Genomic DNA, 558 nt, shown 5'->3' with positions numbered 1-558 from the left:
CCCCTACTTTGTCAAAAAAAGAGCAGAAAAAGTTAGATGAGTATTTTAGCGATTGGGGGTTTCGTAATGAAGGCATATGATTATAATGGTACCATTATTCCTCTAGGAGACAGCGTCCGCCAAGTGGCTTATGTAGAATGCAGCTGTGGCTGTCTAGCAAGCAGAGTTACGAGTGACTCAAACAAGTATAAATGTTCCTGGTGTAAACGAGTTTACACGCTTAGAAAAGATCATAGAACAGCTAGATAAATTGTTGAATGTTTTATTATTGAATTGGCAGAATTTCAATCTATGATATAATTAATACGGCAGCTCGCCTCGATTGGAGGTGTGTTATTTGTGAAAGATTTAATGTCGTTGGTTATCGCACCGATCTTTGTAGGATTGGTTCTGGAAATGATTTCTCGTGTGTTGGACGAGGAAGACGATAACCGAAAGTAAGCTGCTATCAACACACACGCTAGGAGTCGCAACTAGTGTAAAAAAAGCAATCCTATTCGCCGTAGGATTGCTTTTTGTGTTATTTGTACGATTTAATGTCGTTTCGCACCTTTAGTA

The 558-nt window shown here is 39.1% G+C and carries 2 protein-coding genes and 1 pseudogene; all 3 read left to right on the top strand.

The features are described 5' to 3' along the window. Positions 1-80: pseudogene (locus KQI94_RS16895) on the top strand (UvaF); the annotation flags it as partial. Next, positions 67-249 carry an excinuclease ABC subunit C gene (locus tag KQI94_RS16670; RefSeq protein WP_073459372.1) on the top strand — a complete coding sequence of 61 codons (183 nt, stop codon included), beginning with the start codon at positions 67-69 and terminating at the stop codon, positions 247-249. The pseudogene KQI94_RS16895 and the gene KQI94_RS16670, both read left to right, overlap by 14 nt. Before the next feature lie 81 nt (positions 250-330). Then, positions 331-441 (top strand): type I toxin-antitoxin system Fst family toxin, encoded by a 111-nt coding sequence (locus KQI94_RS16230; protein ID WP_002360667.1) that lies wholly within the window; start codon positions 331-333, stop codon positions 439-441. Positions 442-558: the final 117 nt, after the last annotated feature.

It is taken from the genome of Enterococcus sp. S183_ASV_20 (assembly GCF_018919685.1).
Taxonomy (GTDB): Bacteria; Bacillota; Bacilli; order Lactobacillales; family Enterococcaceae; genus Enterococcus; species Enterococcus faecalis.
This window is presented reverse-complemented; position numbering and strand designations above follow the sequence as displayed.